This is a genomic window from Kribbella sp. NPDC050124 (assembly GCF_044460355.1).
Taxonomy (GTDB): Bacteria; Actinomycetota; Actinomycetes; order Propionibacteriales; family Kribbellaceae; genus Kribbella.
On record NZ_JBITJU010000001.1, the window covers coordinates 175,185 to 199,933 of the forward strand.

The following is a 24,749-nucleotide window of genomic DNA, read 5'->3' on the forward strand; positions in this document are numbered from 1 at the left end:
CAGATGGATCTGCAAGGCGACGACCTCACCGAGGCGGTGGTCGCGAGCTTCGACCAGAGTGTCGATCCGCGCACCAGGACCGTGATGAGCGCGCTGGTGCGGCACCTGCACGCATTCGCCCGCGAGGTGGAGCTGACCGAGGAGGAGTACTTCACCGCGATCGACTTCCTGACCCGGACCGGACAGATCTCGACCGGAACCCGACAGGAGTTCGTGCTACTGGCCGACGTACTCGGGCTGTCGATGCTGACCGTGGGCCTGGAGAACCGCAAGCCGCCGCAGGCCACTCAGTCGACGGTGTTCGGCCCCTTCTTCGTCGAGGGATCGCCGGAAGTCGAGCTCGGCGGCGACATCGCGAACGGCGCGCCCGGACAGCCCTGCCTGGTGAGTGGGCGCGTCCTGAACACCAAGGGCGAGCCGATCGCCAAGGCGAAGGTCGAGACCTGGCAGGCCGACGAGGAGGGCTTCTACGACGTCCAAAAGGACCTCGACGGACCGCAGAACCGCGGCCACCTGACGACCGATGCTGACGGCAACTACTCCTTCTGGGCGGTGAAGCCGGTCGCCTACCCGATCCCGGACGACGGCCCGGTCGGCGAGCTGCTCCGGGCCGGCGGCCGTGGACCGATGCGGCCGGCCCACATCCACTTCATGGTCACCGCCCCCGGGTACGCGCGGCTGATCACCCACGTGTTCGCGGCCGGTGACGAATTCCTCGCGAACGACGCGGTCTTCGGCGTCAAGGACTCGCTGATCGCCGACTTCACCGAGCATCCGGCCGGCGCGCCGGTACCGGACGGCAAAACTCCCGACCAGCCCTACTTCACCGTCCACTACGACTTGGTGCTCGCCACCACCGAGGAGACTCAGTGATCACCACGGATGTCCTCATCGTCGGCAGTGGCCCGGCGGGCGGCGCGGCGTCGCTGTTCCTGTCCACGTACGGCGTCGACAACGTCGTCCTCACCCGGTACGGCTGGACCGCCAACACCCCGCGTGCCCACATCACCAACCAGCGCACGATCGAACTGATGCGGGACATGGGCATCGAGGACCAGGTGATGGACAAGGGCACCGAGCACGCGCTGATGGGCGAGACCGCGTTCTGCACCAGCCTCGCCGGCGAGGAGATCGGCCGGATCCGCACGTGGGGCACGCATCCGCGCCGACTGGCCGACTACACCGAGGCGAGTCCGACGCTCCCGGTCGACCTGCCGCAGACGTTGTTCGAGCCGATTCTGCTCAGTACGGCGGCCAGTCGAGGCGCCCGGTTGCGGTTCAACACCGAGTACCTCTCGCTGGAGCAGGACGACGACGGCGTCACCGCGACCGTCCGCGATCGCTTGAGTAACACGACGTACCAGATCCGGGCGAAGTACCTGATCGGCGCGGACGGTGGTCGCAGCAAGGTCGCGCAGGACGTCGGGCTGCCGATGGCCGGCGCGATGGACATTGAGGGCTCGATGAACATCGTCTTCGAGGCCGACCTGTCTCGATACGTCGCCCACCGCCCGAGCGTCCTGTACTGGGTGCTGCAACCGGGCGCGCAGATCGGCGGCATCGGCGCCGGACTGATCCGGATGGTCCGGCCGTGGAACGAGTGGCTGATCGTGTGGGGTTACGACATCAACCAGCCGGCGCCCGTGGTCGACGAGGCGATGGCGACCGAGATCGTGCACAACCTGGTCGGCGACGACACCATCGACGTGAAGCTGAAGAGCACGTCGGTGTGGAGCGTCAACCACATGTACGCCCAACAAGCCACGGTCGGGCGCGTGTTCTGCATGGGTGACGCGATCCACCGGCACCCGCCGAGCAACGGCCTCGGCTCGAACACCTCGATCCAGGACGCGTACAACCTGGCCTGGAAGCTGTCGCTGGTGCTCAAGGGCCACGCGTCGCCGGACCTGCTGACGACGTACGACGAGGAACGGGTGCCGATCGCCCGGCAGATCGTGGAGCGGGCGAACAAGAGCCGCACGCAGTTCGGCCAGATCTTCCGCGCCCTCGGGATGACGCCGGACGCGCCGCCCGGGCGGACGATCGAGTCCCGCAAGGACGAAACCCCGGAGGGCGCCGCCCAGCGCGAGGAGCTGCGGACCGCGATCGAGCTGAAGGACTACGAGTTCAACGCCCACGGGGTCGAGCTCGGCCAGCGGTACACGTCGGACGCGGTGATCGGTGACGGTACGGCGGAACCGTCGTACGAGCGTGATCCGGAGCTGTACTACCACCCGACGACCTGGCCGGGGGCCCGGATTCCGCACTGCTGGCTGACCCGCGGCTCGGAGACCGTGAGCACCCTCGACGTCGTCGGCAAGGGCCGGTTCACGCTGCTCACCGGGATCGGCGGCGACGCGTGGGTGAAGGCGGCGCAGTCCGTCTCGGAGCATCTCGGCGTACCGATCGAACCGTTCGTGGTCGGCCCGGGTCATGAGCTGGATGATTTGTACGGCGACTGGGCCCGGGCGCGCGAGATCCCGGACGAGGGCTGCCTCCTGGTCCGCCCGGACGCGCACATCGCCTACCGCGCTTTCGACCTCCCCGAGGACGCCACCGACGTACTCGAGCAAGTCATGAACACGCTGCTAGGCCGCTGAGGTTTCGGCCTCCCGGAGGATCCGGTCGAGGATCGCCGCGATCTCGGCGGTCTCGGCGTCGAGCAAGGTGATCAGGGCCACCCGCGAGGTTTCCGTGCGCGCCTCGAGCGCCGCCGCGCTCAGGGCGCGCACGGTCCCGAGCTCATGGATCAGCTCATCCCACAGAGAACTCATCAACTACCCCCTTTTCCCGTCACAAACCCAGTACGGCATGCACGATGCACGCCGCCCCGCCCGAGTTGGGGCTGACTTTGGTCGAGAAGCCTCACTGACACCTCAACAACGCCGAGGCGGCTGCGGAGGTTACGGAACCGTCAGGAATCTCCAGCTGTGCGCCGGCACCTCGGCCGCGTGATCCGGGAAGGACTGCGCCGCGTCCGAGATGTTGAGCAGCAGCACCAGTTCCGAGTCGCCATCGGTCGACCGGAGCGCGATCGTCTCGTTGGTGAGGTGCTCGACCTTCGTCCGCGCCCGGGTGAGCCACGGGTGGCGCCGCCGTACGCCGATCAATTCCTGATGCAACCGGTACGTCGGCCAACCGCCCGGCTCCAGCCCACCGGGAGTGTCCGGGAACTCCGGCCGGATCGCGTCGTCACCGCCGACCCGATCCTCCTTCAGCCCACGAAAGCCCTGCTCGTCACCGGAGTAGATGCTCGGTACGCCGCCAACCGCGAACAGAATCGCGAGCGCATGACCAAGATGCCGCCCATCCTCCAACTGGGTGGCGATCCGGGTCACGTCATGGTTGCCGACGAACGTCTGCGGCACGAACGTGTCCAGCAACGCGTCATGCCGCCCCAGTGCATGAGCGAGCTCGTAGAAGTTCCCGTCGTTCAACGAGCTCCAGATCGCCTTCCACAACTCGTACTGCGTAACCGAGTCCAGCCCGCTCTCCGCGACGTACGCGGCGTAGTCCCCATGGATGACCTCGCCGAAGAACCACGCGTCCGGATACGCCGCCCGCGGGATCACCGCCCGCCAGAACTCAGGCGGTACGGCGTACGCGACATCGAGCCGCCACGCGTCGACACCACGGCCGAGCCAATGCGACAGGACGTCCTTCACGTACTGCGCGACCGCGGGCTGACCGTGATCCAGCGCGACCAGATGCTCGTGTCCTTCGAAGGTGTCGAACGACCCGTCCGCGCGCCGACGGAACCATTCCGAGGGCCCGTTGAAGGACCAGGCGACGTGATTGAACACTCCGTCGAGCGCGACGCGGAGACCACGCTCGTGGGCTTCGGCGATCAGCCGGTCGAAGTCGGCGTCGTCGCCGAGCCGCGGGTCGATCCGGAAGTGGTCCACGGTGTCGTAGCCATGCGTCTCGGACGCGAACACCGGGCCGAGCAGCAGTCCTGTGCAGCCAAGCTCGACCGTGTAGTCGAGCCAGCTCTCCACTCTGCCGAGGCGGTGGACGACGGCTGGGCTCGCGGTCTGCTCTGCGCCGGTGAAGCCGAGGGGGTAGATCTGCCACCAGATCATGTTGTCGGTCATGGCTTTTGGTCGAAGGTGTGGCGGCGGATCCAGGCGTGCAGGGCGATCGCGGCGGCGGCGCTGGCATTGATCGAACGGGTGGAGCCGAACTGTGCGATGGAGAGAACGGCGGTGCAGATCGCGTGCGCCTCTTCGGTGAGGCCCGGTCCTTCCTGGCCGAAGAGCAGGACGCAGGCGGAGGGGAGTTCATAGGTCTCCAGCGGGACCGAGCCGGGCAGGTTGTCGATGCCGATCACGGGCAGCTGGTGCTCGGCGGCGTACGACGCCAGGTCCTCGAGGCGGGGGTGGTGGCGGACGTGCTGGTAGCGGTCGGTGACCATCGCGCCGCGGCGGTTCCACTTGCGGTTGCCGACGATGTGGACCTCGGCGGCGAGGAAGGCGTTCGCGGTCCGGACGACCGAGCCGATGTTCAGGTCGTGCTGCCAGTTCTCGATCGCGACGTGGAACGGGTTCCGCTGCTTGTCCAGGTCGGCGACGATCGCCTCGAGCGTCCAGTACCGGTACTTGTCGACCACGTTCCGTCGATCACCGTGCGCGAGCAGTTCCGGGTCGAGCCGCGGATCGTCCGGCCGCTCGCCCTGCCACGGCCCCACGCCGACCTCGTTCGGGCCGACCATGTCCGCACCGATCAGATCCCGCTTTGAGTCTCCAGGAAGCTCACGCACAGGTTGGGACGCTACCCTGTCCGCGTGCTTTCTCTTGTCGCGATGCTGATGCCGAACTGGATGGACCCGGAATACCTGCTGACCTGGCTGGGTGACTGGGCCCTCTGGGGCACGGCAGCGGTCGTGTTCATCGAGTGCGGGTTGCTGTTCCCGATCCTGCCCGGTGACTCGCTGCTGTTCGCCGTCGGCCTGTTCATCGCGCACGGCACGATCGACGTGCCGTTGTGGCTGGCCTGCGTCATCCTCACTGTCGCGGCGTTCCTCGGCAACGTGTCCGGCTACTACATCGGCCGGGCGCTCGGGACCACCCTGTTCACCAACCCGAACGCGCGGTTCCTGAAGCCGAAGTACATCGAGCAAACGCATGAGTTCTTCGAGAAGTACGGCCCGCGCGCGCTGGTGCTGGCCCGGTTCGTCCCGATCGTGCGCACCTTCATCACGATCGTGGCCGGCGCCGGCAAGATGGACCCGCGGAAGTTCTTCGTCTGGACCGGCGTCGGCGCCGTCCTCTGGGCCACCGGCCTGACCCTGCTCGGCCACGCCCTCGGCCAGGTCAAGTTCATCCACGAACACCTCGAGTCCGCGATCCTCCTGATCGTCCTCGTCTCCGTGGTCCCCATGTTCGTCGAATGGTTCCTCGCCAAACGCCGCGCCCGCAACACCCCCGCCGACCCCACCCCCAAACACGCCGCCACCAACAACGTCAGCGAGTAGCCCCACCCCACGCGTGCAGCAGCTCCGGAGCGGGTAGGTAACACTCCCGGGGCAGACGACGCGGAGCTGGGGGCGACGATGAGCTGGTTGGTGACCGGAGGCGCGGGCTACATCGGCGCTCACGTCGTCCGCGAGTTGCAGCACGCAAACGACAACATAGTCGTCGTGGACGACCTGTCAGCAGGCCACCGAACTCGGCTGGATCGCAGCGTGCCATTTGTCGCCGGGTCGGTCCACGACACTTCGCAGTTGGTCCGGGTGATGGCCGCACACAACGTGGAGGGTGTTGTCCATCTCGCTGGTCACAAAGGCGTCGCGGAGTCGACTCGCCATCCGCTCGATTACTACCGCCACAACGTGCACGGTCTCCACAGCGTGCTGACTGCCATGCTGCGCGGCGGTGTCCGCCGGATCTTGTTCTCGTCCAGTGCGGCGGTCTATGGCCCAGTCACACCGAGTCCGGTCACTGAAAGCGCTGTCACCCAGCCGGCCTCGCCGTACGGATCGACCAAGCTGGCTGCCGAACATCTGCTCCGGGACGCGGCAGCCGCCCATGGCGTCGATTGGGCGGTACTGAGGTACTTCAACGTCGGTGGCGCCGCCGCACCGGCGCTCGCCGACACAGGCGCGGACAATCTCATCCCGCGGTTGCTCGATGCCGCGGAAACGGGCGATGCCGTCGCGGTGAACGGCATCGATCATCCGACTCGGGACGGCACGTGCGTGCGGGACTACGTTCATGTCGCCGACGTCGCCCACGCGCATCGCTACGTGCTCGACCAGCTGAGGAACGGTCCGCTTGCCACGATCTACAACGTCGGGAGCGGTATCGGCGCCAGCGTCCTGGAGGTCATCGACGCGGTACGCCGGGCCACTGGACGGCCGGTGCCCTGGCGCGCGACCGAGCCTCGGGTCGGCGACGCAGCTGAGGTGGTCGCCAACCCGGCGAAGATCCGAACGGAACTGGGCTGGTCTGCAGTTCACGATCTTGACGACATCACCCGCAGCGCCTGGGCGGCACGCGCCACCGGTCGCGCACGAACGCCTCATGGCGGTCGCGTGACGTGACCGCCGGTCAGTGGGCGAAGGGGAAGTGGGGGTGGGACCAGACCCAGTCGGTGGTGAGGGTGGTGAGGGGGGCTACTTCTACTGGGGGGCGGAGGAGGGGGCCGACCACCTGGCCGGAGCCGAGTGAGCAGGCTACTCGGATCCGGTCTGCCGCCTGGTACCAGACCAGCGCCCCCCGTGGCGCCGCGCCCTCCTGGAGGAGGGCATGGTGGTCGAGCCATCGCACCGCGTCGACGGGATCGTGCCAGCCGCTGTCCTGGGCGTAGCCGAAGGCCATCCGCTGGAACTTCAGCGGCCAGTCCTGCCAGGCCGCCGAGCCCACCCGTTCCAGCTGCCAGTTCAGCGCCGCCTCGACGTCCCGCGGGTTCGCCACCCGCCGTTCCACGACAACCTCCCCCCAGCGCGGAGCACTTCGGCCATAGCCAGTCCTTCCCCCGAGTCCCCGAAACCCGACGGCCTGTGTTGCCGTGGTGGGACAGATCCTGGTCGGCGGGGATACACCCGCCGTACATTCAGCCCGCGGCCGAAGTGGCGTCGAAGCTGGCGAGCTCGCGCCGGCACTCGGCGGCGCGGACGTCGTTGCCGGCCTGCTGCCAGACCCGCGCGGCCCGGTCGAGAGTACGGCGGGCCGAGTCGAGGTTGCCCGTGGACAGGTACAGCTGCCCGAGGTGCTGCGCCGCTTGCCCCTCGACGCTGCGGTCGCCGAGCCGGTGCCCGATGTCGATCGAGTCCAGCAGCATCTTCCGCGCCGCCGCGACCTCGCCGCGCTCCATCAGGGTCTGTCCGAGATCGGCCCGGGTGTACGCCGCGCAGTGGTCGTCGCCCATGCCGTTGAAGATCTTCAGCGCCGTCCGCAGTTGCCGCACGGCGTCGTCGTACCTGCCCTGACGGGCCCGCAGTGCCGCGATCCGTCGCCGTACCTTGGCCTCGCGGTGGCTGTCGACCCGCCGTACGGCGATCAGGAAGGCCTGGGCCAGGTAGCGGCCGGCCGTCGCGGTGTCGTCGCGGGCCAGCCAGATGTTCGCGATCGCGCTCCGGGCGAGCGCCTCGGCGTTCGCGTTGCCGGCCTCGACGAACGCCTCGACGGCCTGCTCGTACTGCTCGAGCCCTTCGTCCGGCCGGCCGCGTTCGCGCAACCAGGTCCCGAGGCCGACCTTCGCGATGCCCTCGCCGAGCCGGTCCCCGACCTCGGCAGACAGCTGCGCGGCCGCGTCGAGGTGCCGCCAGGCGGTGTCCCAATCGTCCTGGTACAGCGCGAGTTGGCCGAGGTTGCGGTGCATGATCGACTCACCGCGCCGGTCTCCGCAGGCGATCGCGCTGAGCAGACCCTGCTGGTGCGACCCGTTCCAGTCGTCGAAACCGGCCCGCATGTCCAGGTACGGCGCCCACGCCGAGGCGATCCGCCACGCCTGGTCGTGCAACCCGTTCTGCGCGGCGGCCCGGATCGCCGGCACGAACGTGCTGCGCTCACTGTCGAACCACGCGATCGCGTCGGTCTCGGTGAACGGCGAGGGATCCGGTCCGGTCACCGGACCGGTGTGCTCCAAGGCGCCGAAGTACACGAAGGCGAGCGCGGCGTTGGCCCGGCGGATCTTGTTCAGGATCGCGTCCAGCACGGTCGTGACGTCCTGGACCGCCTGTGCTTTCTGCTCCTCGTCGCCGACCCCGATCGCGTGCAGTCGCAGCAGGTCGTGGACCCGGTAGCGCGCCGTACCGCGGTGGTCGACCGAGCTGATCCGGACCAGGTTGACCTCGATCAGCCGGTCCAGACTGCGCCGTACGGCGGCCTCCGACGCAACTGCCTCGAGCGCACGCGCCGAGAACACCCCGACCGCGAAGTGGCCGATCAGCCGGTAGAGCCGGGCCTCCTCCGGGTTGAGCGCGTCGTAGCTGAGATCCGCACTCGTCCGTACGGCGAGCTCGCCGATGCTGAGCTCGTCGAGCCGGGACGTCTCGTCGCGCAACCGGCGGGCCAGCTCGCGCGGACTCAGGTCCGGCCGCTGGGCCAGCCGGCTGCCGACGATCCGGATCGCCAGCGGCAGGTTCGCGCAGGCAGCCAGGATCTCCTCCGCCGCGGGCGACGTCCGGTCGACGCGACCGGCGCCGGCGACCAGGTCGAGCAGAGCGGCTGCCTCGGCGTCGTTGAAGGTGTCGAGCGGCATGCTGTCCGCACCGGCCAGGTCCATCAGCCGGTTGCGGCTGGTGACGACGACGGCGGACGCTCCGGTACCGGGCATCAGGGGCGTCACCTGGCTCGCCGTGGCCACGTCGTCGAGGATGATCAGCACCCGGCGGCTGGCCAGCTCGGACCGCAGCATCGCCGACCGCCGCTCGGGGTCGGCGGGGATCGCGTAGTCGGGCAGGTTCAGGCTGAGGAGCAGGTCGGTGAGGGCTGCCGCCGGATCCCGCGGCTGCGTCGCACCGTGCATGTCCAGATAGATCTGCCCGTCGGGGAAGGACTCCCGGACCAGATGGCCGAGCCGAACGGCCAGCGAAGTCTTCCCGGTGCCGGGTGCACCTGAGATGACCGCGATCGGCGGACGGACCGGGTCGCGGCCGCAGACCAGGTCGCGCAGCTGGTCGAGCTGATCCTGGCGACCGCTGAAGTCGGGCAGGTCGAGCGGCAGTTGGCTCGGCGGTCGCTGCGGATCGGTCAGCTCCGGCGCCGACATGGGGCCTGGCTGTGAGACGTCCGGCTGGCCGCGTTCCGCGGTACGTGCGTCTGGGATGCCAGGGTTCGGCCAGTTGGCGGAGCGTCCGTTCTGGGCGCGGGCGCCGGCCGCTTCGAGCTCCGGACCGGGCTTGATGTCGAGCTCATCCGCGAGCGTCTGCACTGCTTTCGCGTACGCCGCTCGCGCTTCACCGACCCGTCCAGCGGCCAGGAGCGCGTCGACGAGTCGCCGCCAGAGCTGCTCGTCGTACGGGTCATCAGTGAGGCGCGCGCTGAGCAAAACGGCCGCACCACTCGCGTCGCCCTGCTCCAGCCGCAGGTCAAGCAGTGTGTCGACCAGACCGCGGTGCTGCGCCTCCAGCCGGGCCAGGGAGCCCTCCCACGCAGCCGGGACGGACAGGTCCTCGAGCGGGCGACCGCGCCAGAGCGAATAGGCCCGCGACAGCACCTGCATGGCCTGGCGACCCTCACCGGCGTCGCGGAGGTGCCCGCCTTCGGCGAGCAGCGACTCGAACAGGCTGGCGTCGAGCTCGTCGACACCGACCTCGATGCTGTAGCCGGCGGCCGACGTGTCGATCGGCGCGGGCAGCCCGGCCTCCTGCAGGACACCACGCAGCGCCCGGACATAGGTGCGGATGTTCGCGGTCGCCGAACGCGGCGGACTGTTCTCCCAGAGCGCGTCGGCGATCAGATCGGTCGAGACGAACCGGTTCGGGTGCAGCAGCAGCGTGGCCAGCAACTGACGCGGCTTGGCCGCCCGGAGCGGCTGGCCCTGGACATGGATCAGGCGCAGAGGTCCGAGGATTCCGTACCTCAGACTGTCCACATGCCTGCCCTCTCCGCTCGGACGACCTATCGTGGCATCCCGCCGTGCCCGCCGGAAGGACCGATGTACGCCGGATGTATCTCAGTGCGGCAGTGTTGACATCGGTACCGGGGGGAGGCAGGCCCGGGTGTGGCGACTGACCGCCGTCGCTCCCGGGTCTGGCACTGGGCGAGAGTTCGGGTTCGGGGGACCCGGACCACGGGGAACCGGTGCCTACTGGCCACCGGTGAACGGCGGCTGGCCGTCCTGCGGGCTGGGGGAACCCGCAGGCGGGCCGCCCACCGGTGGCTGGCCCTGGAACCCGGGCTGGCCCTGGTACTGACCCGGCTGGCCCTGGTACGGCGCCTGCCCCTGGCTCTGTTGCTGCGGATAGGCCGGGAACTGCGGCTGCCCCTGGTAGTTGCCCTGGTCACCCGGAATCTGCGGGTGGATCTGGCCGGACGACTGCGGCCCGGCCTGCATCTGCGGCGGCGCCTGCTCACCGGCGACCGATCCGATGGTGCCGAACGAGACCTGCGGGACCGAACGGACCTGCTCGTCGTTCACCTCGAAGTAGCCGGCCTTCTCGAACTTGAAGCCGTTCGCGATCAGGTTCGACGGGAACGCCTCGACCCGGGTGTTGTAGTCGCCCACGTTGGCGTTGAAGAACCGCCGCCCGGCCGCGATCCGGTCCTCGGTGTCGGTCAGCTCACGCTGCAGGTTGAGGAAGTTCTGGTTCGACTGCAGCTGCGGGTAGGCCTCGACCGAGACCATCAGCTGACGCAGCGCACCGGACAGCTCGCTCTCCGCCGCGGCCCGCTGCTCCGGCGGGGCGCCCTGCACGTTGACCGCCTGGGTGCGCAGCCGGGCGACCTCCTCGAACACGTGCCGCTCGTGCGCGGCGTACGCCCGGACCGACTCGACCAGGTTCGGGATCAGGTCGTAGCGCCGGTGCAGCTCGACGTCGATCTGCCGCCACGACTCCTGGATCAGGTTCCGCTGCTTGACGAACCGGTTGTACGACACGATCAGCGCGATTCCCACAATCACGACGACCGCAACGACCGCGATGACGACGAAGGTCAGCATTCCCCTGCTCCCGAGTGTTGGCGATGCTCAGAAGCGACTCTACGGCTGATCCGTGTCAGTAGGTCTGTGGCGGCTGCGGAGCCCGCGGGTCCACACCCGCGTAGTCGCGCCAGACGTACGGCGGAACCTGCTCGAGTACCTGCTGCAGCAGGGACAGCCGGTTCATCACCTCGGCCGGGTTGTGCGCGCCCTGGTCCCAGCCGACCAGGGAGTTGCCCTCCATCCGCCAGCCGATCTCGCCGCGGGCCAGCAGCAGCTCCATCATCCGCGGCGTCACCACCGCGTGCCCGAACCGCTCGTCGTCCGCCTTCACCCGGAACGCCCGGTTGAACTGGTCGCTCTCGAACTGGAGGTCGCGGAACCCGAACGCGTTCGCCACCGCCCCGCCGAAGATCCCCTCATGGGTGACCTCCAGGTGCGGCAGCGCCCCGGGCAGCTGCAGTACGACGACGCCGAACTTGTGCGTCGTGGTCCGGCGGTGGCCCTTCGAGTTCCTGGTGTGCGTCTGGTAGCTGTAGTCGAAGGCAACCATCTGGTGCCCGTTGAACGCCCCGGACAACACGTTCGTCGCCCGCCGGTTGTCCCCGGTCTGGAACGGCGTACCCGCCCACTGGTTGGCCAGCCCGTTGTTGGCCGGCACGTACGACCAGCCGTTCTGGCCGGCGAACGCGGCGAACTGCTCGCGGCGCTTCTTCGCCGCCAGGTAGTTGAAGTAGAAGATCCCGGCGCCGACCACGAAGGCGATCAGGATCATGACGACCGGGTTGAGCTCCATCAGAGGCCCAGGTCCTCGAGGCCGAACACCGAGCGGTACTCCAGGCCTTCGGACTCCACCGTCTCCTGCGCCCCGGTCGCCCGGTCCACGATCACCGCGACCGCGACCACCTCGGCGCCGGCCTCGCGCAGCGCCTCGACCGCGGTCAGCACCGAGCCACCGGTGGTGGACGTGTCCTCGACCGCGAGCACCCGGCGGCCCTTCACGTCCGGCCCTTCGATCCGCCGCTGCAGACCGTGCGTCTTCTCGGCCTTGCGTACGACGAACGCGTCCAACCGGCGGCCTTGCTGGGCGGCGGCATGCAGCATCGACATCGCGACCGGGTCGGCACCGAGGGTCAGTCCGCCGACGGCGTCGTACTCGAGGTCCTTGGTCAGCTCGAGCATCGCCGGGCCGATCAGCGGAGCCGCGGCGGCGTCCAGCGTGATCCGGCGCAGGTCGACGTAGTAGTCGGCTTCCTTCCCCGACGCCAGCGTCACCTTGCCGTGCACGATGGCCTTGGTTTTCACCTGCTCCAGCAGGCCGTCCCGGTCGTAGCTCATGGCGCACCAGCCTAGACCCGCGTGGCGGACAAGCATGCAGAGGATCTGCAAAGGCTGTGTACGACGTGTCGATGGACGCCGGTGGTTGCCCGGGACGACGATGTGGACGATCGTCGAAGGTGGAGGTGTGCCGTGAAGGCACTGGTGAAGGCCGAGGCAAAGCCCGGCCTGTGGTTGCAGGACGTGCCCGAGCCCAAGATCGAGGCCGACGAGGTGCTGATCAAGGTGCTCCGCACCGGGTTGTGCGGCACCGACCTGCACATCCAGAGCTGGGACCACTGGGCGCAGAAGAACGTGCCGGTGCCGATGGTGACCGGGCACGAGTTCGTCGGCGAGGTGGTCGAGATCGGCGTCGGTGTCCGCGACGTCGCTGTCGGTGACCTGGTCAGCGGCGAGGGTCACCTGGTCTGCGGCCGCTGCCGCAACTGCCGGGCCGGCCGCCGCCACCTGTGCATCAAGACCCGCGGCCTCGGCGTCCACGTGCCGGGCGCCTTCGCCGAGTACGTCGCGCTGCCCGCGAGCAACGCGTGGGTGCACAAGGACCCGGTCGACCTGGATGTCGCGGCGATCTTCGACCCGTTCGGCAACGCCGTACACACCGCGCTGTCGTTCCCGCTGGTCGGTGAGGACGTGCTGATCACCGGCGCCGGGCCGATCGGCGTGATGGCCGCCGCGGTCGCGCTGCACGCGGGTGCGCGCAACGTGGTGATCACCGACCTCTCGGAGTACCGGCTGGACCTCGCTCGCAAGATCGGCGTCACCCACGCGGTCAACGTCGGCGAGGAGTCGATCGCGGACGCCCAGCAGAGCCTCGGCATGCGGGAGGGGTTCGACGTCGGGATGGAGATGTCCGGGCAGCCGGCCGCGCTGCGGGACATGCTCGCGAACATGACCCACGGCGGGCGGATCGCGATGCTCGGGCTGCCCTCGGACGAGATCGCGATCGACTGGAGCACGGTGGTGCTCAACATGCTGACCATCAAGGGCATCTACGGCCGGGAGATGTTCGAGACCTGGTACTCGATGTCGGTGATGCTGGAACGCGGCCTGGACCTGACCCCGGTGATCACCCACCGGTTCGGGTACGGCGACTTCGAGCAGGCCTTCGACGTTGCCCGGCAGGGGCAGTGCGGCAAGGTGATCATGGACTGGACTCGGGACACGTTGGAGGAGAAGCACTGATGTTCGGGCGGATGCGGGACGACCTGACGGTGACCATCGGCGAGATCCGGGACGCCGGGCTGTACAAGTCCGAGCGGGTGATCACCTCACCGCAGCAGGCGTTGATCTCGGTTGCCACTGGCAACGAGGTACTCAACTTCTGCGCCAACAACTACCTCGGCCTGGCCGACCACCCCGAGGTGATCGCGGCCGCCCGGGCCGCCCTGGACCAGTGGGGCTTCGGGATGGCGTCGGTGCGGTTCATCTGCGGCACGCAGCAGATCCACAAGGACCTGGAAGGCGCCCTGAGCAACTTCCTCGGCAGCGAGGACACCATCCTCTACAGCTCCTGCTTCGACGCCAACGGCGGTCTGTTCGAGACGCTGCTCGGCGCCGAGGACGCGGTCATCTCCGACGAGCTCAACCACGCCAGCATCATCGACGGCATCCGGCTGTCCAAGGCCAAGCGGTACCGCTACAAGAACCGCGACATGGCCGACCTCGAGGCCCAGCTCAAGGACGCCGCCGACGCCCGCTACCGGCTGATCGCCACCGACGGCGTCTTCTCGATGGACGGGTACGTCGCCCCGCTCGACGAGATCTGCGACCTGGCCGAGCGGTACGACGCCCTGGTCATGGTCGACGACTCGCACGCGGTCGGTTTCGTCGGCCCGGACGGCGCCGGCACCCCGTCCCTGTTCGGCGTGAAGGACCGCGTCGACGTCATCACCGGCACCCTCGGCAAGGCCCTCGGGGGCGCGTCCGGCGGCTACGTCTCCGGTCGGCGCGAGATCGTCGAGCTGCTCCGGCAGCGCTCCCGCCCGTACCTCTTCTCCAACTCCCTGGCTCCCTCGGTGACCGCTGCGTCGCTGAAGGCCCTGGAGCTGATCGGCGGCTCCAGCAACCTACGCGACAAGCTCACCGCGAACACCAAGCTCTTCCGCACCAAGATGACCGAAGCCGGCTTCGACGTCCTGCCCGGCGACCACCCGATCTCCCCCGTCATGATCGGCGACGCCGCCGAGGCGGGCCGGCTCGCGGACAAGCTCCTCGAGCTCGGCGTCTACGTCATCGGCTTCTCCTACCCCGTCGTACCGCACGGCAAGGCCCGCATCCGGGTCCAACTGTCCGCGGCACACTCCACCGAAGACGTCGAGCGCGCCATCGCCGCCTTCATCGAAGCCCGCGCGGCCCTCGCCGGGTAGGCGTCACGCCAACGGGTCCGGTACGCCAAGGACCTGCTCGAGCCGCCAGGCGACCGCGCCGAGCTCTTGGCTGAACGTGTCCGGACGGCCGGATGCCAGCAGGTCCCGGATCTCGCCCCGTGCTGCCCGTACGGCGTCTCGCAAGGTGATCGCCCGTTGTTGGGCGGACTCGTCCGGTGCCGCCGGTTCGAGAGCTGTCAGGCGATCCTCGACCGCGGCGACCCGGCCCTCCGCGATGTTCCAGGCGCCGGCCGCTGCCGCGGGCGACGGTTGCTGACGGAGTTCCGGAATGAGCACCCGGGCGAACCACGCGACCTCTTCCTCGGCGGCGGCGAGGTCGGCCCGCCAGTCACGGCGGTGGCTCGCCCTGACGAGCAGGGGTATGCCGACGGCGAGCGCGAGCACGATCAGTCCTAGCACCCACAACCAGGCGGGCGTGCCGTCCGACTCGGCCGACGTGGGCTCGACCGACGGCGAGATGGTCGACGGCGGGCCTGTTGGGCTGGCCGCCTGGGTCGGAGCGGTGGTCTGCGCACGCTCCGATGACTCAGCGGAGGTCGGTTCTTGTGCAGGCTGAGTCGGCGACGGGGCCGCCTGGGGTACTGAAGACCGGGCGGGGCTGGGCGGCGCCGCTTGGGTCGGCGATGGGGCAGCCTGGGTTTCGGACGACCGGGTGGACTCCGGCTGGGTTGGCGACGGGGGCTCCGACCTCTCGGGTGGCGACGTGGTCTCGCCGCGCTCCGGTGACCGGGTACGCGTGGGTTCGGCGCTGGCCGTGGTCTCCTCGCGGTCCGGAGAGCGGGTGGGCTCCGGGAGCGTCGCCGTCGGCGACGGCACCGATCGCGTCGCCGTCGGCACCGGCCGGTCGGCAGATCCGGTGTCTCCGCACGAGCCGAGCAGCAGGGCGGTCACCGCCAGACCAACCGCTCGCACCATCAGCGACACCGGAGCCCCTCCGTTCTCTCCGGACGAACATCGCATCCCCGCCGCGCCGCGGCCTCATCCACCTGGGGCGATCTTCGGAGCTGCGGCTAGTCTGATTCGGTTCATCCTGGTGAGGGAGCGTCATGCGTCGGGTGCTGGTTGTTGCCGGGGTTGTGTTGTTGTGCGTCGTGGGATGCGGTGAGGAGCAGCCGGTTGCGGTCACTTCGACGAGTACGCCGGTCGCAACCCCCAGCGTGGTGACTCCCACCGTGGCGCCGAGTGCTCCAGCGGCGACGACCAAGCCTCGGCCGTTGAGCATGACTGCGGCGGCGAAGCGGTACCTCGAGGTGACTCGGCCGTACAACGTGGCGCTGGAGCGTTTCGAGAAGGCGGCCAACAGCGGCGCCTCGGTGAAGACTTTGCAGGCGCGGGCGCGAGCGGTCGCCGCCACGAACCTCGCGGAATCGCGAGCGCTGCAGTCGATCGCCTGGCCGGGCGAGGTCTCGGCTCAGATCGCGGCACTGGCCCGCGCCGACGCGGCCGCCCGCCCGCACTGGTTGCAGGTGGCCGCGGCCGACGGCCTCTCGGAGATGGCCCGGCACGTGAAGCTCGCTTCCGCAGAGAGCGGCAAGGCCCCCGCCGCCGAGATCCGCCGGCTGCTCGGTCTCCCGAAGTACGACGAGAAGGACTACAGCTGACTTTGTCGGTGCTGCCGGGCAGGATTCCTGCATGGCGGTTCTGAGTGCGAAGGCGGTCAATCGGGCGACGCTGGCCCGGCAGATGCTGGTGGAGCGCGCCGACGTGTCGGCGGTGGATGCTGTCGGGCGGCTCGCGGGAATGCAGGGGCAGGAGCCCAAGCATCCGTACGTCGGGTTGTGGTCCCGGGTCGACAGGTTCGCCGAGGCGGACTTGGATCAGGCCGTCGAGGAGCGAGCCGTCGTACGGGCGACGCTGTTCCGCGGCACGCTGCATCTGGTGACCGCGGAGGACTATCTGCGGTTCCGGACGACCTTGGCGCCGGTGCTCGAGGCGGGGCTGCGGATGCTCCAGGAGCGCGGCGAGGGGCTCGAGCCGGAGAAGGTGGTCAAGGCTGCGCGGAAGCTGCTGGCCAAGGAGCCCTTGACCTTCACCGAGGTGCGAGACGCGTTGCAGAAGGAGTTCCCGGCGGTGAACGAGCGGGCGCTCGGGTTCTGCACCCGGATGATGGTGCCGCTGGTGATGTACCCGACCGGCGCCCGCTGGGGCTGGCCGGCGAACGCGCGCTTCACGCCGGCCGAGGAGTGGGTGGGCGGGAAGCTGCACACCAAGGCCGAGCCGGAGGAGCTCGTCGTTCGCTACCTGGAGGCATTCGGCCCGGCGACGCCGGCGGACTTCCAGACCTGGTCCGGCCTGCCGAAGGCGAAGCCCTTGTTCGACGGACTCGAGCTCGAGGAATTCACGGACGAGGCCGGCAAGCCGCTGTACGACGTACCGGATGGGCCGCGGCCGGATCCGGACACGCCGGCCCCGGTCCGGTTCCTGCCGGAGTTCGACAACCTGCTGCTCGCGCACGCCAAGCGGGAGCGGATCATCGCGGACAAGCACAAGCCGGCCGTGTTCACGAAGAACCTGCGGGTCAAGGCGACGTACACCGTGGACGGCGTGGTCGCGGGCCTGTGGACGGCGGCGACCAAGCGTGGTGTGGCGACTCTCACGCTTACGCCGTTCGGGCGTACGACGAAGAAGACGATGGCCGAGCTGGAGCGCGAGGGAGCCGGACTGCTGCGGTTCCTGGAGCCAGATGCGAAGACCCATGAGGTGGTTACGGACAGCTGATGAGGTTGTTGTCACACGTCGGATGACTGGGCCGGAACCCTCCGGCCCGGTGGAATAGACGAATGAGCACAGTCCCCACCATCACTCTGGACAACGGTGTCGAGATCCCGCAGCTGGGCCTGGGGGTCTGGCAGATCGAGGACGACCTCGTCACCGATGTCGTGACGACCGCGTTCGAGACCGGCTACCGGCACATCGACACGGCGGCGATCTACGGCAACGAAGCAGGCGTCGGGCGGGCGATCGCCGCGGCGGAGCTGCCCCGCGACGAACTCTTCATCACCACCAAGCTCTGGAACAGCGACCAGGGCTACGACACCACGCTGAAGGCGTTCGACGCGAGCCTGGAGCGGCTCGGTCTCGAGTACGTCGACCTGTACCTGATCCACTGGCAGTCGCTGAAGAAGGACAGGTACGTCGACACCTGGAAGGCGTTCGAACAGCTGTACGCCGACAAGCGGATCCGCGCGATCGGGGTGTCGAACTTCCACGAGCCGGCGCTGCGGCGGCTGTTCGACGAGACCACGATCCGGCCGGCGGTGAACCAGATCGAGCTGCACCCGGCGCTGCCGCAGGACGAGCTGCGCGCGTTCAACGCGGAGAACGACATCGTCACGCAGGCCTGGAGCCCGCTGGCGCAGGGCGAGCTGCTGAGTCAGCCGGCGTTGAAGACGCTGGCCGAGAAGCACAGCAAGACCCCGGCTCAGGTCGTCATCCGCTGGCACCTGCAGCTCGGCAACGTGGTGATCCCGAAGTCGAAGACGCCGAGCCGGATCCAGGAGAACTTCGAGGTCGTCGACTTCCAGCTGGACAACGACGACATGGCCGCGATCGCCGACCTCGAGACCGGCGTCCGCACCGGCGCCGACCCCGACACCTTCGGCTGACCCCTCCCGACCCGCCACCACCCCTCCCGACCCGCCACCATTCCAGGGGATAACCCCTGAGCTTGTGGGTTATCCCCTGGTATACGAGCAGAGAACCCTGCATTCGAGGGGTTATCCCCTCGAACGCGGGGAGGGGGTGGCGGCGGGTTGCAGGAGGTCCAGGAAGCGCGACAGAACCGGGGATCGGTTGTCCGGGGACCAGGCGACGCAGAGTTGCCAGGGTGGTAGGTCGTCGGACAACTCGCGGTAGACGACCGCCTCCGGGTTCGACGGCGGGGTCGGGCCGATCAGCAGGGAGACACCGAGGCCGGCCGCGACCAACGACACGATCGTCTGGACGTCGGCGGCCTCCTGCTCGATCCGCGGCGTGAACCCGGCGGCCCGGCAGTAGCCGACGATCGAGTCATGGACGACGGGCCCGCTCAACCGGGTGTAGAAGACGAACGGATCCTCCGCGAGCTCCTCGAGCCGGATCCGCTTCCGCCGCGCGAGCCGATGTCTTGCCGGAAGTACCGCGACCAACGGGTCGTTCGACACCACCCGGGTCAGCAGACCGTGCATCCTTCCGGCCGTGGTTCGCGCACCTTCCGGGGTCGTCGGGCGCATCAACCCGACGTCGATCCGGCCGTCCCGCAGTGCCTCCGTCTGCCGGATCGTCGTCACGCTCTCCAGATCGAGCACGACCTCCGGATAGGCCTGCCGGAACGTGCCCAGCAACCGCGGCAGCACCTCGAACGTCGCCGACTGCACGAACCGCAATCGCAAGGTCCCCAGCTCACCCCGCTGCGTCCGCTGTGCGGCCCGGACCGCCTCGTCGGACCGCCGCAGCAGATCCTGCGCATCGGCCAGAAAACTCTCGCCGGCCGCGGTCAGCACGAACCGGCGCTTCACCCGGGCGAACAACTCGACACCCAGGTCGCGCTCCAGCGCCGCGATCTGCCGGCTGAGCGAAGGCTGGGTGAGATGCAGCCGTGCGGCGGCCCGGCCGACGTTCATCTCCTCGGCCACCACCACGAACGAGCTGAGCTGGCGCAGTTCCATGACGACGATCATGCACCAGACACATCAACTGTGCGAAGAACTTTCATTGGACGTATCAAGACTCCGGTTCCTAGTGTCGAAGGGTCGAAAGGAACCACCTGATGTACCTCTTCCCAGTCACTGTCATCGAAAAGGTCGCAGCGGAGTCCCGGTCCGGGCTGGCCGGCGCGCCCACCGTCCCGTACGAACCGCCCCGTCCACGCCGCCACCCGCTCCGCGCCGTCCGTCGCCTGCTCAAGCCGGAGGTCGTCGAGACTCGTCCAGCGCTGACGTTGCTGGACGGCGGCGGCCAGGAGCTGTGCGAAGCTGAGCTTCGTGATCGAGGTTCGAAGGTTGCGGGTGCTGCGCGCGCTTGCTGATCACGGCACCGTGACCGCGGCCGCCGAGGTGCTGCACCTGACGCCCTCGGCGGTCTCGCAGCAGTTGGCGGCCCTGGAGACCGAGGTCGGCCAGGAGCTGCTGGAACGCCGCGGCCGCCGGGTCGCGATCACCTCGGCCGGGCGCTTGCTGCTCGCCCACACCGACACGATCCTCGCCGAGGTCGAGCGGGCCGAGGAGGCCATGCGGCTGCACGCCAACGGCGCGACCGGCGAGGTCCGGGTCACCGCGTTCGCGACCGCAATCACCTTGCTGGTCGCGCCCGCCCTGGCCCGCCTGCGCGAGACCAACCCCGGCCTCGACCTCGTCATCCGCGACGCTGAAGGCCACCAGGGCATCACCCAGTTGCTCGACGGCGACGCGGACATCGCCATCGCCGTCGAGCACCGCGGTTCCCCCCGCCCGGACGACCAGCGGCTGGTCCGGATTCCCTTGTACGCCGAGCCGTTCGTCGCCGTACTCCCGCCGTCCCACCCGGCCGCGGCGGCCGACGTGATCGAGCTGCCGATGCTCGCCGGTGACGACTGGGTGATGCCGTCGCCCGGCAATCCGATCCGCGACGTCGTCCTGCTGGCTTGCGAGCAGGCCGGCTTCCAGCCTCGCGTCGTCCACCAGTCCGACGACTTCCACGCGGTCGCGGCCCTGGTCGCGGCCGGCGGTGGCGTGTCCCTCGTCCCACGGCTCGCCGTACCGGCGCTCGCGGTCACTCGCCCGCTGACCGAGCCCGTCCCCACCCGCCGCGTCTACGCCGCCGTGCGCTCGAGCCGGGCGGATCACCCACTCGTCACCGCAACCCTCGCAGTCCTCGCCGAGGTTGCCGAGAAGCTCTGACCCGGCTCAGCTGAGTCGGTCGGCGGCTGTGCGGGCCAGCTTCTCGAAGTTGGCGGCCTTCATACCGTCGCCCATCTCGCTGAAGGCGAGCACCGAGACGACAGCGCCGTCCCGCGTGACGGCGTACGGGAAACCGCCCGGCTCGCTGCCGGGGTCGGACGGGAGCGGGTAGTCGTACCAGCGCAGGATGACGGTCGCGTCACCGACCGGCAGCGTCCGGTTCTCGGTCAGCTCGCGGGCGTGCGTCGGCGCGGGCACGAGTGCCTTGCAGGACTTGATCGTCGCGACGATCTTCGCGTACGCCGCCTTGGCCGCGGCCTCGTCGTCGTACCGGGTGATCCACTGGCCGCCAATCGCGTCCATCCCGGTGCTGAAGTTCCGGTTCAGGCTGCCGCGGACGCCGTTGCCGCGAATCGAGGACGGACCGCAGATCGGGTCGGCCGACGCCTTCGTCGCATCCCAGCCCCACTGGGGATCCGCCTTGTCGACATCGGCTCCGGTCAGCAGCATCGAGTTCTTCAACGTCGCGGTCGTTGCCTGCTGCACCGGCTTCGGCACCGCCGACGGCGTCTCCGCCGGCTCCGGAATCGACCGCTCCGCCGACGGCGGCGTCGTCGTCACCGTCACCGTCGTCTGCCCGCCCGCCGTCGGCGTCCCCCCGTCGGATTGGTTGCCACAAGCCCCCAAGACCAACCCCGCCGACACCACGGCGACCGCCGTCACCAGCCGCCGCATTCCCCCAGTACCCATGATTTCCTGACCCTCTCCCCTGTTGGATGTGCCCGATAAGACGCACCCCAAGAGGAGTTGGTTGGAACTCGGTCAGCGGCGGCGGCCGTCGAGGCCGACGGTGGAGTAGCGGGCGATCAAGGTGCGGGGGACGTAGCGGGCGGCGGCGGTGAGGAGTTTGTAGCGGATGGAGGGGACGGAGATCGCCTTGCCGCGCATCAGGTCCTTCCAGGCGGCGTCGACCAGATCGTCCGCGTCGAGCCACAGGAACGACGGGATGATCGTCTTGTCCATCCCCATCCGGTCGTGGTACTCCGTGTGCACCAGCCCCGGGCACAGCGCCATCACCGCGACCCCCTTCGAGTGCAGCTCGGTCGCCAGCCCGGCGGAGAACGTCGTCACCCACGCCTTGTGCGCGCTGTAGGTCCCCCGCTGCAGGAACCCGGCGATCGACGACACGTTGATCACCGCACCCGACCCGCGCTCGATCATCGGCAGTACGGCGGCATGCGTCAGCCGCAGCACCACCCGGACCAGCAGGTCGAACTGCTTCTCCTCGACCTCGACCGGGTTGGCCCAGAACGGCTTCTTCTGCCCGAACCCGGCGTTGTTGACCAGCACCTCGATCGGCCCGGTCCGGAACCGCTCCTCCACCTTGGCGAGGTCGTCCCGGTCGGTGAGATCGGCGGCCAGCACTTCGCAGGCGACCCCGTGCAACCGGGTGAGCTCGGTCGCGGTTTCCTTCAGCCGTGCCTCGTCCCGCGACACCAGCACCAGGTCGTAACCCTCCAGCGCCAGCTTGTCCGCGAACGCCCGGCCGATCCCGGTCGCCGGCCCGGTGATGAGCGCAGTCGCCACGTTCTCTCATCCTCCCGTCGATGACTCCTCCCAGTCTGTCACTACTCTGGACGGGTGCTGGCGGACATCGACACCTGGGTGCTGGATCTCGACAACACGCTCTACCCTGCCGACTCGGCGCTGGCCGAGCAGGTCACGCACGGCATCCTGTCGTCGGTGGCCGAGTTCTACGGCACCGACGTGGTCGGCGCCCGGCAGATCCAGGCCGAGCTGGTCGCGCAGTACGGCACCTCGCTACGTGGTGCGATGACGACGCGGAACATCGACCCGCACGAGTTCCTCAGCTTCGAGCGGCGGATCGACTACACCGTGCTCACGCCGGACCCGGCGCTGGCGAAGGCGCTCGGCGCGCTCCCGGGACGCCGGTACGTCTACACGAACGGGTCGGCGTACCACGCCGAGCAGGCGCTCCGGCAGCTCGGCCTGACCGCCTGCTTCGACGGCATCTTCGACATCCTCGCCGGCGACCTGATCCCGAAGCCGTACGAGGAGAGCTTCGACGCCTTCCTCGCCCGCTTCACCGTCGATCCCGGCCGGGCGGCCATGTTCGACGATCTCCCGGTCAACCTCCAGGTCCCGTACGCGCGGGGCATGGCCACGGTCCTGGTCTCGGGCTTCGTCGACGGCGGAGCGCCGTACCGGGAGATCGGGAGCAGGCAGTGGCAGGTCCGGGACCTCGCCGCCTTCCTCAGCTCTCTGAGGAACTAGTCTTCACTCCTTGACGGCGCCCGCGGTCAGGCCCTCCACGATGTAGCGGCTGGCGACGGCGAACAGGATCATCGTCGGCACGATGCTCAGGACTGCGGCCGCCGACATCGAGCCCCAGTCGATGTTGTAGCTGCTGATGAAACCGTTCAGCGCCGCCGGGATGGTCTTGTTGCTGTCGCTGTTCAGCAGCGTCACGGACAGGAACAGCTCGTTCCAGCAGTTGACGAAGTTGAAGATGTACGACGCCGCGATCCCCGGCGTCATCACCGGCACCAGCACCCGGAACAACGCCGACAACCGCGAGCACCCGTCCACCATCGCCGCCTCCTCCAGCGAGGCCGGCACGTTCTCGAAGAACCCGCGCAGCATGACCGTGCACAGGGGGATCGACATCGCGACGTACACCAGGACCAGGCCCCAGCGGTTGTCGACGAGGTACATCCGGGTCATCAGGATGTAGAGCGAGCCGAGCGCGATGAACCCGGGGATCATCTGCGTCACCAGGAACGCGCCCATCACCGCGCCCTTGGAGACGAACTCGAACCGCGCCAGCACGTACGCCGACAGGAGTGAGACCACCGTGGCCAGCGCAGCCGCGACCGTGGACACGATCAGGCTGTTGCCGACGAAGACACCGAAGTTCGAGGTGCCGAACAGGCCGCGGTAGTTCTCCAGCGACCAGGCACTCGGCCAGTACTTCAACGGGTAGGCGAAGATCGTGCCCGGGTCCTTGAAGGACGTGATCAGGATCCAGTACAGCGGGAACACCGTGAAGACCAGGCAGATCCCGAGCCCGCCGAACTTCACGATCCGGCCGGCCAGGGTTTCGGAGCGGATCATCGGAGCGCCTTCCTCGGCCGGATCGCCATCAGGTAGAAGACGGCGAACAGCAGCAGCACGAACACGACCATCACGCCCATCGCGGACGCGCGCCCGTAGTCACCCTCCTGGGTCACCTGGATCATGTACGACGTGACGATGTGCGTCTCGTTCGCCGGACCGCCGCCGGTCATACCGAAGATCAGCTCCGGTGAGTTGAAGATCCAGATCACCCGCAGCAGCACGGTCAGCGCCAGCGTGGTCCGGATCGACGGGATGGTGATGCTGAACAGCGTCCGGACCTTGCCGGCGCCGTCGATCGCGGCCGCCTCGTACAACTCCTCCGGCACCGACTGCAGCGCCGCGAGGATCATGATCGCGAAGAACGTCACGCCGTACCAGACGTTCGCGACGATGACCGCGAACATCGCGTACCGGGCGTCGGCCAGCCACGGCACCGGGGCGTCGATCAGGTGCGTCTTCATCAGCAGGTCGTTGACCACGCCGAACTCGCCGTTGAACATCCAGCGGAACAGGATGCCGATCAGGAACCCCGACACCGCCCACGGGAAGAACACCAGCGCCTGGTAGGTGCCGCGGAACCGGAACCGCCGGCGCAGCCAGAGCGCCATCGTGAAGCCGATCAGGAACTGCGGCACCAGCGAGCCGACCACCCAGACGACCGAGTTCTTCACGGTGCCGCGGAACATCTCGTCGTGCAGCAGCGTCCGGAAGTTGTCCAGGCCGACCCACGAGGTGTCCGACAGGTCGTTCAGGTTGTAGTTCCGGAACGCCATCTGGATCCCGCTCAGCAGCGGGTAGTACGTGAACAGGCCCACGAACACCAGCGCGGGCAGCATGAACGCGAACAGCACCAACGCCGTCCGCCCGGTGAACCGCTTCCTGCTGACCGGCCGCCTGGTCGCGGGTGGCTGCACAGCCGGCCGGTCAGTTTCAGTCAAAGCCATCG

Annotated in this window: 26 protein-coding genes; 12 read left to right on the top strand and 14 right to left on the bottom strand. The window is 68.7% G+C overall.

What is annotated here, in order from left to right; translation table 11 throughout:
• Nucleotides 1–3: 3 nt before the first annotated feature.
• On the top strand, nt 4–873 hold the full coding sequence (locus ACIBL3_RS00915) for an intradiol ring-cleavage dioxygenase (protein ID WP_396351081.1): 870 nt from the start codon (nt 4–6) through the stop codon (nt 871–873).
• Nucleotides 870–2,600, top strand: a complete 1,731-nt coding sequence (locus ACIBL3_RS00920; protein ID WP_396351082.1) for an FAD-dependent oxidoreductase — start codon at nt 870–872, stop codon at nt 2,598–2,600. The genes ACIBL3_RS00915 and ACIBL3_RS00920 overlap by 4 nt, the downstream gene beginning before the upstream one ends.
• Here the strand turns inward: ACIBL3_RS00920 and ACIBL3_RS00925 are convergent.
• The 3 genes from ACIBL3_RS00925 to ACIBL3_RS00935 all read right to left on the bottom strand — a co-directional run bounded on the left by ACIBL3_RS00925 (nt 2,589) and on the right by ACIBL3_RS00935 (nt 4,711).
• Nucleotides 2,589–2,774: a hypothetical protein gene (locus tag ACIBL3_RS00925; protein WP_396351083.1), complete on the bottom strand. Its 186-nt coding sequence runs from the start codon at nt 2,772–2,774 to the stop codon at nt 2,589–2,591. The genes ACIBL3_RS00920 and ACIBL3_RS00925 overlap by 12 nt on opposite strands.
• A gap of 129 nt (nt 2,775–2,903) precedes the next feature.
• Complete coding sequence (locus ACIBL3_RS00930; protein WP_396351084.1) at nt 2,904–4,094, bottom strand: alpha-amylase family protein; 1,191 nt, start codon at nt 4,092–4,094, stop codon at nt 2,904–2,906.
• Nucleotides 4,091–4,711: a TrmH family RNA methyltransferase gene (locus tag ACIBL3_RS00935; RefSeq protein WP_396352290.1), complete on the bottom strand. Its 621-nt coding sequence runs from the start codon at nt 4,709–4,711 to the stop codon at nt 4,091–4,093. Before ACIBL3_RS00935 ends, ACIBL3_RS00930 begins: the two co-directional genes overlap by 4 nt.
• 72 nt (nt 4,712–4,783) lie before the next feature.
• Between ACIBL3_RS00935 and ACIBL3_RS00940 the strand changes: the two genes are divergently transcribed.
• Both ACIBL3_RS00940 and galE read left to right on the top strand, forming a co-directional pair.
• Nucleotides 4,784–5,473, top strand: coding sequence for a DedA family protein (locus tag ACIBL3_RS00940; RefSeq protein ID WP_396351085.1), 690 nt, complete (start codon nt 4,784–4,786; stop codon nt 5,471–5,473).
• 78 nt (nt 5,474–5,551) lie between these two features.
• A complete protein-coding gene (gene galE / locus ACIBL3_RS00945; protein ID WP_396351086.1) occupies nt 5,552–6,541 on the top strand; it encodes a UDP-glucose 4-epimerase GalE in 990 nt (329 codons plus the stop codon).
• Between the two features lie 7 nt (nt 6,542–6,548).
• Here the strand turns inward: galE and ACIBL3_RS00950 are convergent, their stop codons facing one another.
• The 5 genes from ACIBL3_RS00950 to pyrE form a co-directional block, all read right to left on the bottom strand.
• Nucleotides 6,549–6,926 carry a hypothetical protein gene (locus ACIBL3_RS00950; protein WP_396351087.1) on the bottom strand — a complete coding sequence of 126 codons (378 nt, stop codon included), beginning with the start codon at nt 6,924–6,926 and terminating at the stop codon, nt 6,549–6,551.
• 127 nt (nt 6,927–7,053) lie between these two features.
• Nucleotides 7,054–10,038 carry an AfsR/SARP family transcriptional regulator gene (locus tag ACIBL3_RS00955; protein ID WP_396351088.1) on the bottom strand — a complete coding sequence of 995 codons (2,985 nt, stop codon included), beginning with the start codon at nt 10,036–10,038 and terminating at the stop codon, nt 7,054–7,056.
• Between the two features lie 213 nt (nt 10,039–10,251).
• Nucleotides 10,252–11,106, bottom strand: a complete 855-nt coding sequence (locus tag ACIBL3_RS00960) for a LemA family protein (protein WP_396351089.1) — start codon at nt 11,104–11,106, stop codon at nt 10,252–10,254.
• Between the two features lie 55 nt (nt 11,107–11,161).
• Entirely contained in the window at nt 11,162–11,881 is a 720-nt protein-coding gene (locus ACIBL3_RS00965) for a hypothetical protein (protein WP_396351090.1), read from the bottom strand.
• Entirely contained in the window at nt 11,881–12,423 is a 543-nt protein-coding gene (pyrE, locus tag ACIBL3_RS00970) for an orotate phosphoribosyltransferase (protein ID WP_396351091.1), read from the bottom strand. Before pyrE ends, ACIBL3_RS00965 begins: the two co-directional genes overlap by 1 nt.
• Nucleotides 12,424–12,555: 132 nt before the next feature.
• On the opposite strand from pyrE, the gene tdh reads away from it, so the two are divergent.
• Both tdh and ACIBL3_RS00980 read left to right on the top strand, forming a co-directional pair.
• Nucleotides 12,556–13,605: an L-threonine 3-dehydrogenase gene (gene tdh, locus ACIBL3_RS00975; RefSeq protein WP_396351092.1), complete on the top strand. Its 1,050-nt coding sequence runs from the start codon at nt 12,556–12,558 to the stop codon at nt 13,603–13,605.
• The gene (locus ACIBL3_RS00980; protein ID WP_396351093.1) at nt 13,605–14,789 is read left to right on the top strand and encodes a glycine C-acetyltransferase; all 1,185 of its coding nucleotides are present in this window, start codon (nt 13,605–13,607) and stop codon (nt 14,787–14,789) included. Before tdh ends, ACIBL3_RS00980 begins: the two co-directional genes overlap by 1 nt.
• Nucleotides 14,790–14,792: 3 nt before the next feature.
• On the opposite strand, the gene ACIBL3_RS00985 is transcribed toward ACIBL3_RS00980, so the two are convergent.
• Nucleotides 14,793–15,725 (bottom strand): hypothetical protein, encoded by a 933-nt coding sequence (locus ACIBL3_RS00985; protein ID WP_396351094.1) that lies wholly within the window; start codon nt 15,723–15,725, stop codon nt 14,793–14,795.
• Nucleotides 15,726–16,024: 299 nt separating this feature from the next.
• Here ACIBL3_RS00985 and ACIBL3_RS00990 point away from each other — a divergent pair, with 299 nt between their 5' ends.
• The 3 genes from ACIBL3_RS00990 to ACIBL3_RS01000 all read left to right on the top strand — a co-directional run bounded on the left by ACIBL3_RS00990 (nt 16,025) and on the right by ACIBL3_RS01000 (nt 18,415).
• A complete protein-coding gene (locus tag ACIBL3_RS00990; protein ID WP_396351095.1) occupies nt 16,025–16,411 on the top strand; it encodes a hypothetical protein in 387 nt (128 codons plus the stop codon).
• Between the two features lie 31 nt (nt 16,412–16,442).
• Nucleotides 16,443–17,528, top strand: coding sequence for a winged helix DNA-binding domain-containing protein (locus ACIBL3_RS00995; protein WP_396351096.1), 1,086 nt, complete (start codon nt 16,443–16,445; stop codon nt 17,526–17,528).
• 62 nt (nt 17,529–17,590) lie between these two features.
• Nucleotides 17,591–18,415 carry an aldo/keto reductase gene (locus ACIBL3_RS01000; RefSeq protein ID WP_396351097.1) on the top strand — a complete coding sequence of 275 codons (825 nt, stop codon included), beginning with the start codon at nt 17,591–17,593 and terminating at the stop codon, nt 18,413–18,415.
• Nucleotides 18,416–18,526: 111 nt separating this feature from the next.
• Here ACIBL3_RS01000 and ACIBL3_RS01005 read toward each other — a convergent pair whose 3' ends face one another.
• Nucleotides 18,527–19,456 (bottom strand): LysR family transcriptional regulator, encoded by a 930-nt coding sequence (locus tag ACIBL3_RS01005; protein ID WP_396351098.1) that lies wholly within the window; start codon nt 19,454–19,456, stop codon nt 18,527–18,529.
• A gap of 101 nt (nt 19,457–19,557) precedes the next feature.
• On the opposite strand from ACIBL3_RS01005, the gene ACIBL3_RS01010 reads away from it, so the two are divergent.
• Together ACIBL3_RS01010 and ACIBL3_RS01015 are read left to right on the top strand one after the other, a co-directional pair.
• Nucleotides 19,558–19,815: a hypothetical protein gene (locus ACIBL3_RS01010; RefSeq protein ID WP_396351099.1), complete on the top strand. Its 258-nt coding sequence runs from the start codon at nt 19,558–19,560 to the stop codon at nt 19,813–19,815.
• A complete protein-coding gene (locus ACIBL3_RS01015; RefSeq protein WP_396351100.1) occupies nt 19,772–20,665 on the top strand; it encodes a LysR family transcriptional regulator in 894 nt (297 codons plus the stop codon). The genes ACIBL3_RS01010 and ACIBL3_RS01015 overlap by 44 nt, the downstream gene beginning before the upstream one ends.
• A gap of 6 nt (nt 20,666–20,671) precedes the next feature.
• Here ACIBL3_RS01015 and ACIBL3_RS01020 read toward each other — a convergent pair whose 3' ends face one another.
• Together ACIBL3_RS01020 and ACIBL3_RS01025 are read right to left on the bottom strand one after the other, a co-directional pair.
• Nucleotides 20,672–21,415 carry a hypothetical protein gene (locus ACIBL3_RS01020; protein ID WP_396351101.1) on the bottom strand — a complete coding sequence of 248 codons (744 nt, stop codon included), beginning with the start codon at nt 21,413–21,415 and terminating at the stop codon, nt 20,672–20,674.
• 72 nt (nt 21,416–21,487) lie between these two features.
• Nucleotides 21,488–22,252, bottom strand: a complete 765-nt coding sequence (locus ACIBL3_RS01025) for an SDR family NAD(P)-dependent oxidoreductase (RefSeq protein WP_396351102.1) — start codon at nt 22,250–22,252, stop codon at nt 21,488–21,490.
• 54 nt (nt 22,253–22,306) lie between these two features.
• Between ACIBL3_RS01025 and ACIBL3_RS01030 the strand changes: the two genes are divergently transcribed.
• Nucleotides 22,307–22,960 carry a pyrimidine 5'-nucleotidase gene (locus ACIBL3_RS01030; RefSeq protein WP_396351103.1) on the top strand — a complete coding sequence of 218 codons (654 nt, stop codon included), beginning with the start codon at nt 22,307–22,309 and terminating at the stop codon, nt 22,958–22,960.
• Nucleotides 22,961–22,963: 3 nt separating this feature from the next.
• On the opposite strand, the gene ACIBL3_RS01035 is transcribed toward ACIBL3_RS01030, so the two are convergent.
• Complete coding sequence (locus ACIBL3_RS01035) at nt 22,964–23,800, bottom strand: carbohydrate ABC transporter permease (RefSeq protein ID WP_396351104.1); 837 nt, start codon at nt 23,798–23,800, stop codon at nt 22,964–22,966.
• Complete coding sequence (locus ACIBL3_RS01040; RefSeq protein ID WP_396351105.1) at nt 23,797–24,747, bottom strand: carbohydrate ABC transporter permease; 951 nt, start codon at nt 24,745–24,747, stop codon at nt 23,797–23,799. Before ACIBL3_RS01040 ends, ACIBL3_RS01035 begins: the two co-directional genes overlap by 4 nt.
• Nucleotides 24,748–24,749: the final 2 nt, after the last annotated feature.